Origin of the sequence: Protofrankia sp. CiT1 (assembly GCF_917627335.1) — a bacterium.
Lineage (GTDB): Bacteria > Actinomycetota > Actinomycetes > Frankiales > Frankiaceae > Protofrankia.
In genome coordinates, this window is record NZ_CAKJTP010000118.1 from 6793 (window position 1) to 13307 (window position 6515).

Sequence of the window (6515 nt, forward strand, 5' to 3'; positions counted from 1 at the left end):
TCGATGAAGACGGCGATGCGGTCACACCTGTGCGGTGCGCTGCGCACGGAGCACATCGGTGAGACGGTCACGGTGTGCGGCTGGGTGGCTCACCGCCGCCAGCACGGCCAGTCGTTGATGTTCGTCGACCTGCGGGATCACGCTGGCCAGGTGCAGTGCGTGGTGGACGGGTCCGTCGATGCCCGGTCGGAGTACGTCCTGCGCATCACTGGCACGGTGGCCGCCCGGCCTGAGGGGACGGTCAACCCGAACCTCGGTACCGGCGAGGTCGAGCTGCGCGACTGCGCGGTCACGGTGCTTGCTCCGGCGGCACCCCCGCCGTTCCCGATCGACGACCGTGCCGACTCGGTCGACGAGTCGACCCGGCTCGCCTATCGTTATCTCGACCTACGCCGTGAACGCATGCAGCGCAACCTGCGGACCCGTTCGGCGGTACTGGCCGCGCTGCGTTCCGCGCTGGCACCGCGCGACTTCGTCGAGGTCGAGACGCCGTTGTTGATGCCGTCCACGCCAGAAGGCGCCCGGGAGTTCGTGGTGCCGTCCCGGCAGACGCCGGGGAGCTTCTACGCGCTGCCGCAGTCCCCGCAGCTGTTCAAGCAGCTGCTGATGGTCGGCGGCACCGACCGGTACTTCCAGTTCGCCCGGTGCCTGCGCGACGAGGACCTGCGGGCCGACAGGCAGTACGAGTTCACCCAGCTTGACCTGGAGATGAGCTTCGTCGACCAGGATGACGTGCTGGAGGTGATCTCAGCCGCGGTGCTGGCCGCGACCGAGGCGGTCACCGGCGCCGCGCAGCCGCCGATCGAGCGGATCACCTGGCACGACGCCATGGACCGGTTCGGGGTGGACAAACCCGATCTGCGTTTCGGCATGGAACTTGTCGAGCTGACCGGGATCTTCACGGCGAGCGGGTTCCAGGCGTTCGCCGGGGCACCCGCGGTGAAGGGCATCCGCGTACCCGGCGGTTCGGCCACGCACAACCGCAAGGCGTTGGAGGCCCTGACCGACCGGGCCAAGAAGCTCGGGGCCAAGGGCCTGGTGTGGATGCGGGTCGGCGCGGACGGGACGCTGGAGTCCCCGGTGGCGAAGTTCCTGTCCGCCGCCGAGCTCGCCGGGATCGTGAAGGCGACCGGCGGTGAGACCGGTGATCTTCTCCTGCTCGTCGCGGACGAGTGGGCGATGGTGTGTGAGGTGCTCGGCCAGCTGCGCAACGATCTCGGGCGCCCGGCCGTCGGCGAGGGCGGGTTCCGCTATGTCTGGGTCGTCGACTTCCCGCTGTTCGTGGGGATCGACGCGCAGACCGGACGTCCCAAGCCCGGCCATCATCCGTTCACCCGCCCGCATCCCGATGATATCGACAAGATCGAAACAGAGCCGCTGGCAGTGCGCAGCCGCGCCTACGACCTGGTCCTCAATGGCTGGGAGCTGGGCTCGGGCTCGATCCGGATCCATGAGCCCGAGCTGCAACAGCGGATCTTTGCCGCGCTCGGGATCTCCGCGGCCGAGGCTGACCGCCGCTTCGGCTTCTTCCTCACGCCGTTCTCCTTCGGCGCGCCGCCCCACGGCGGGTTCGCCGTGGGAATCGACCGGCTGGTGGCGATCCTGGCGGGTGAGGACAACATCCGCGAGGTCATCGCCTTCCCGAAGACCCAGTCCGGTCTTGATCCGATGACGGGTGCCCCCACCGAGATCGAGCCGCGCCAACTGCGTGAGCTGGGCATCCGGGTACTGCCCTCGGCGTAGGCGCGCCGTGCGCAAATTATGCGCACGATTCATGGCGAAAGCCTCCGGACCGTGGCGCTGGGACTTACGGTTACTCGGTTAGCGCGTCCTGTTCCAGCGTCCCGCGGCTCTCCGGCAGCGCGAGAAGTGTGCACCGAGTTGATCTTTTTGCGTGCCTTGTCGGCAGTCTCGCGCGTTGGGCGTTGCGCGTTGCCCCGCGGGTATGACCGACGCATCCGTCTCAGTCACGGTGTCGGCTGGTGCAGGCCCGGCGGGCGGGGAGCGCGGTTCGGGGACGGGACGCGGCAGCCGGATGCAGCGGGAGGCCAGGGAATGCGGATACCGTTCTCGTCGTCGCCGACGTCCAGTCTCGGCATCGAGTGGGAGTTGCAGCTGGTCGACCGCGACACCCGTCACCTTCGCGGGGCGGCGACCAGCATTCTCGACGAGTACCAGAACAAAATTGGCCGGGATGCCGAGCCACGGGCCAAGTACGAGCTGTTCGAGTCGACCATCGAGGTCGTTACCGGTATCTGTGACACGGTGTCCGAGGCCACCAGCGACCTCCTGGCAACCGTCTGTTTCCTGGAAGATCTGGCCGAATCGCGGGGGCTCGCGCTGACGTGCAGCGGGACCCATCCGCTCACCCACTATGACACGCAGCGGCTCAGTCCCGACCCCCGCTACTTCTCGCTGGTGGACCGTATGCAGTGGGTCGTGCGGCGTTTGCTGGTCTTCGGCGTGCATGTGCACGTCGGGGTCCGTTCACCGGAAAAGGCGATCCCCATCGTGAACGCGCTCGCCGCCTATATCCCACACTTTCTCGCGCTGTCCGCATCCTCACCGTTCTGGCTGGGCGCGGACACGGGACTGGCATCGACGCGTTCGAAATTGTTCGAGACCCTGCCCACAGCGGGTCTGCCGCAGCTGCTTTCCGACTGGGGGCAGTTCGAGCGGTTCATGGGCACGATGGCGTCGGCTGGCGCGGCCGAGAGCATCCGCGAGGTGTGGTGGGATGTCCGTCCCCACCCGAACTTCGGCACGGTGGAACTGCGTGTCTGTGACGGCTTGCCGACACTGCTGGAGGTCGGGGCGGTCGCCGCTCTGACGCAGTGTCTTGTCGACCGGATGAACGTTCAGCTCGACCGGGGCTACACGTTGCCGACACCACATCGATGGGTTGTCCAGGAGAACAAATGGCGGGCGGCCCGCTATGGCCTTGACGCCGAGATCATGGTGGATGAGCGAGGTACGACGCGCAGCGTCCGCGACGACCTCGTTGACCTGGTGGAGGATCTCCTGCCGGTGGCGCGCCGGCTGGCGTGTCCTGGCGAACTGGCTGACGTCCTGCACATTGTGGATGTCGGTTCGAGCAGCGAGCGACAGCGGACGGCGGCGAGGCGGGCTGATGGGGATCTGACCGCCGTGGTGGATACCCTGCTTCAGGAGATGGAGTTTCGCCGGCCCGTGCCGTGAATCCGGGCCGGCGCTGGTGGAGAGGTGGGGCCAGGCCCTTGCTGTACAGGAATATCCGCCCTGATCAGGTCTTTCGGGCGGGCGCACGATATGCGTGTGGGCAGTGGGCGCAGTCCGGGCGGCCGGCATGACAGCGAGCGCGGCTGACGCGGTCGCCGCCTGGCTGAATCAGCATGAAGGCGAGCTTGTCGCGTTCAGGCGTGACCTTCATGCCCATCCGGAACTGGGTAGACAGGAACATCGGACAACTCGCGCGATCGCGGCTCGGCTGTCAGCTGCCGGGTTGACTCCGCACCTGCTGCCGGCTGGGACAGGCCTGTGGTGTGACATCGGCCCGGTCTGTCGGGATGCGGCGGCCACGGCCACGGCCACGGCCGACGCCGCGGGGACGGCCGCCAGCCTGGACCGGCCTGACGTACCCATGGTCATGGTGCGTGCCGACATCGATGCGCTACCGCTGCTGGACGTGAAAGAGGTGCCCTACCGTTCGACCGTTCCCGGTGTCTGCCATGCCTGCGGCCACGACGTCCACACGGCTGTCGTGCTGGGGACGGGGCTGGCGCTCGCCGAGTTCGCCCGTGTCAGCCCGCTCACGGGAACGGTCCGGCTCGTGTTCCAGCCGGCCGAGGAGACCATGCCGGGCGGTGCGCTGGACGTGATCGACGCCGGTGTGCTCAAGCCGGTGTCCGCCGCCATGACGGTGCACTGCGACCCGTCCCTGGACGTCGGGAGCATCGGCCTGCGCGTTGGTCCTGTCACCTCGGCCGCCGACTCGGTCAGGATCACCCTCGGCGGCCCTGGCGGTCACACGTCACGTCCGCAGAACACGGTTGACCTGATCTACGCGTTGTCCAGGCTGGCGGTGGAACTGCCCGCGGCGTTGTCCCGCCTGGTGGATCCACGCTCTTCACTGTCGCTGGTGTGGGGGCACATCGAGGCTGGCACTGTGGCCAACGCGATCCCGCGGGCGGGCAGTATCGCCGGGACGGTTCGCACGCTGTCCCGGGACACCTGGGAGGACGTGCCCACGCTCGTGCGCCGGCTCGCCGAACAGATCGTCGCCCCTTACGGGGCGAGCCTCGCCCTCGATTACCGGCGCGGGGTACCTCCGGTGGTGAACAGCGCCGAAATCATCGAGGTGTTCCGGACAGCGCTACAGCGCGTGCTTGCGCCAGGCGCGGAGATACCGATCATGCAGTCCCTCGGTGGTGAGGACTTCGCCTGGTACCTCGACCATGTCCCCGGCGCGCTTGCTCGTCTTGGTACCCGTTCCCCCGGCGGGCACACCTACGACCTGCATCAGGGCACCTTCGACGTGGACGAGGCCGCGATCGGGACGGGCGTCCGGTTCCTTGCCGCGTCCGCTCTGCGTGGGCTGGAGCGGGCCAGCGCGTCGTGCTGACGAAACCAGCGTGCTGATCTACCAGAACAAGATCCCGGGCTGGGCCGCCCAGCAACAATCAACCCAACCCGGGACACATGGCTTATCGGCTTATCGGGAACTCGGCACCTCGGCACCTCGGCCTGGCTGTGGGCTCGCGGCGGCCGGAATACTCGAACCGCTGTGGGCGTGGGACTCGCGCACCCGCAGCAGTTTCGCCATCCAGTCCGGCAGGTACCAGTTCCACGCGCCGAACAGCGACACCAGCGCCGGCACCAGCAGCATCCGGACAACGGTGGCGTCCAGCAGGATGCCGAAGCCGAGCGCCGTCGCGAACAGTTTGATGTCGGTCTGCGGTCCGCTTGACAGCGACAGGAACGACAGGAAGAGGATCAGCGCGGCCGAGGTCACAAGCCGCCCGGTACGGCCGACTCCTTCGATGACGGCGGCGTTGGTGTCACCACTGGCGTCGTACTCCTCCCGGATGCGGGCGAGGATGAACACCTCGTAGTCCATGGACAGGCCGAACAGGAATGCGAAGATCATCAGGGGCAGCCAGAAGGTGACGGAGCCGGTGGCCTTGATGCCGTAGATCGCCTCCGAGCCGTACCCGTGCTGCCAGAAGAGCACCACGGCGCCGCCCGTCGCCCCCAGCGATATGAGGTTGAACAACACCGCCTTGAGCGGCAGCAGGAGCGAACGGAAAGCACGTACCAGCAGGATGTAGGTGATCAGGACTATCAGGCCGAGCGCCAGCGGGAACGCCCCGTAGACAGCATGGATGTAGTCCAGCTGCAGGGCGCCTATCCCGGTCAGACCGATGAACCCGGGCACGTTGTCCAGGGCGGACCGCATCCGCCGGATAGGGTCGGTGCTGCTGCCGCCCGTGGTCTCGTTGGTCGGCACAGCGAGGACGATCGACGTGCCGGCCCGGTTCGACGCCGGGCCGGTCGGGGCCGTCGCGGTGGCCACGCCGTCCACCGCGCGCACGCGCTGCACCACGTCGGCGGACGCCGACGTGTCGACCAGAATCTCGGCCGGGGTGAGGATGCCTGTCGGCGCACCGCCGTCCTCAAGGACTTTCAGCGCCTCGTAGGCGGGCCCGGTCTTCGTCAGCGACGAGGACTGCGCCGTGCCGATCTGGACCCCGAAGAATGGAATGATCAGGGCGGTAAGGATGGCGAGTCCGACGCCGGCGGCGATCCAGCGGCGGCGCACGACCAGCGATGCCCACCTGGTCCAGAACCGGCTCGCGGTGTTCTCGTGCCGGATCCGCGGCCAGTCGACGCGGGGGCCGATGCCGCCGAGCAGAGCGGGCAGCAGCGTGGTGGTGACCGCCACGCTGACCAGCGGAATGAGCATTCCGCCGTAGCCGATGGAACGCAGGAAGGGCACCGGAATGACGACCAGGGCGACCAGGCCGATCGCGACGGTGAGGCCGCTGAACAGCACGGCATGGCCCGCCGACTCCATCGAGGCCACGATCGCGTCGTGGTTCTCCCGGCCGTGGGCACGCTCCTCGCGCCACCGGGTGACGATCAGCAACGAGTAGTCGATGGCTACCCCGAGACCGATCAGGGAGACGAGGAACTGCACCAGGAACGACACGTCCGCGAAGACGGTCAGCCCCAGCAGGATCAGGAAGGTCGACGTGATCGACACCGCCGCGACGAGCAGCGGCACCAGCGCGAGCATGGAGGCGAAGACGAACGCGAGGATCGCCAGGGCGCCGACACCGGCGAGCAGGGTCTCGACCAGTACCCCCGGCCCACCGCTGGAGCCGCCGTTGGTCTGGAGTTCCTCTATGCCGGTGACGGTCCCGGTCAGCGATGCCGGCGTGTGGGCGGCGATTGACGTCTTCAGCTTGTCCAGGGTCGCGGACGCGAAGCTGGTCTGCGGTGGGTAGAAGACGTAGGCGAACTGGGCTCGCCCGTCG

Annotated in this window: 4 protein-coding genes; 3 read left to right on the forward strand and 1 reads right to left on the reverse strand. The window is 67.9% G+C overall.

All coding sequences use genetic code 11. The annotated features are described in order from the left end of the window. Positions 1-3 precede the first annotated feature (3 nt). The 3 genes from aspS (at position 4) to MJ785_RS16375 (ending at position 4600) form a co-directional block, all read left to right on the forward strand. Positions 4-1743, forward strand: coding sequence for an aspartate--tRNA ligase (gene aspS / locus MJ785_RS16365; protein ID WP_239381620.1), 1740 nt, complete (start codon positions 4-6; stop codon positions 1741-1743). 312 nt (positions 1744-2055) lie between these two features. Beyond that, positions 2056-3198 carry a glutamate--cysteine ligase gene (locus MJ785_RS16370; protein ID WP_239381616.1) on the forward strand — a complete coding sequence of 381 codons (1143 nt, stop codon included), beginning with the start codon at positions 2056-2058 and terminating at the stop codon, positions 3196-3198. Between the two features lie 127 nt (positions 3199-3325). After that, complete coding sequence (locus MJ785_RS16375; protein WP_239345928.1) at positions 3326-4600, forward strand: amidohydrolase; 1275 nt, start codon at positions 3326-3328, stop codon at positions 4598-4600. Between the two features lie 90 nt (positions 4601-4690). On the opposite strand, the gene MJ785_RS16380 is transcribed toward MJ785_RS16375, so the two are convergent. Further along, positions 4691-6515: MMPL family transporter (locus MJ785_RS16380; protein WP_239381618.1), on the reverse strand; the 1825-nt coding region annotated here is incomplete at its 5' end.

Coding starts and splice junctions, on each gene's coding strand:
- MJ785_RS16370 (WP_239381616.1), top strand. CDS start 2,056: ATGCGGATACCGTTCTCGTCGTCGCCGACGTCCAGTCTCGGCATCGAG.
- aspS (WP_239381620.1), top strand. CDS start 4: ATGAAGACGGCGATGCGGTCACACCTGTGCGGTGCGCTGCGCACGGAG.
- MJ785_RS16375 (WP_239345928.1), top strand. CDS start 3,326: ATGACAGCGAGCGCGGCTGACGCGGTCGCCGCCTGGCTGAATCAGCAT.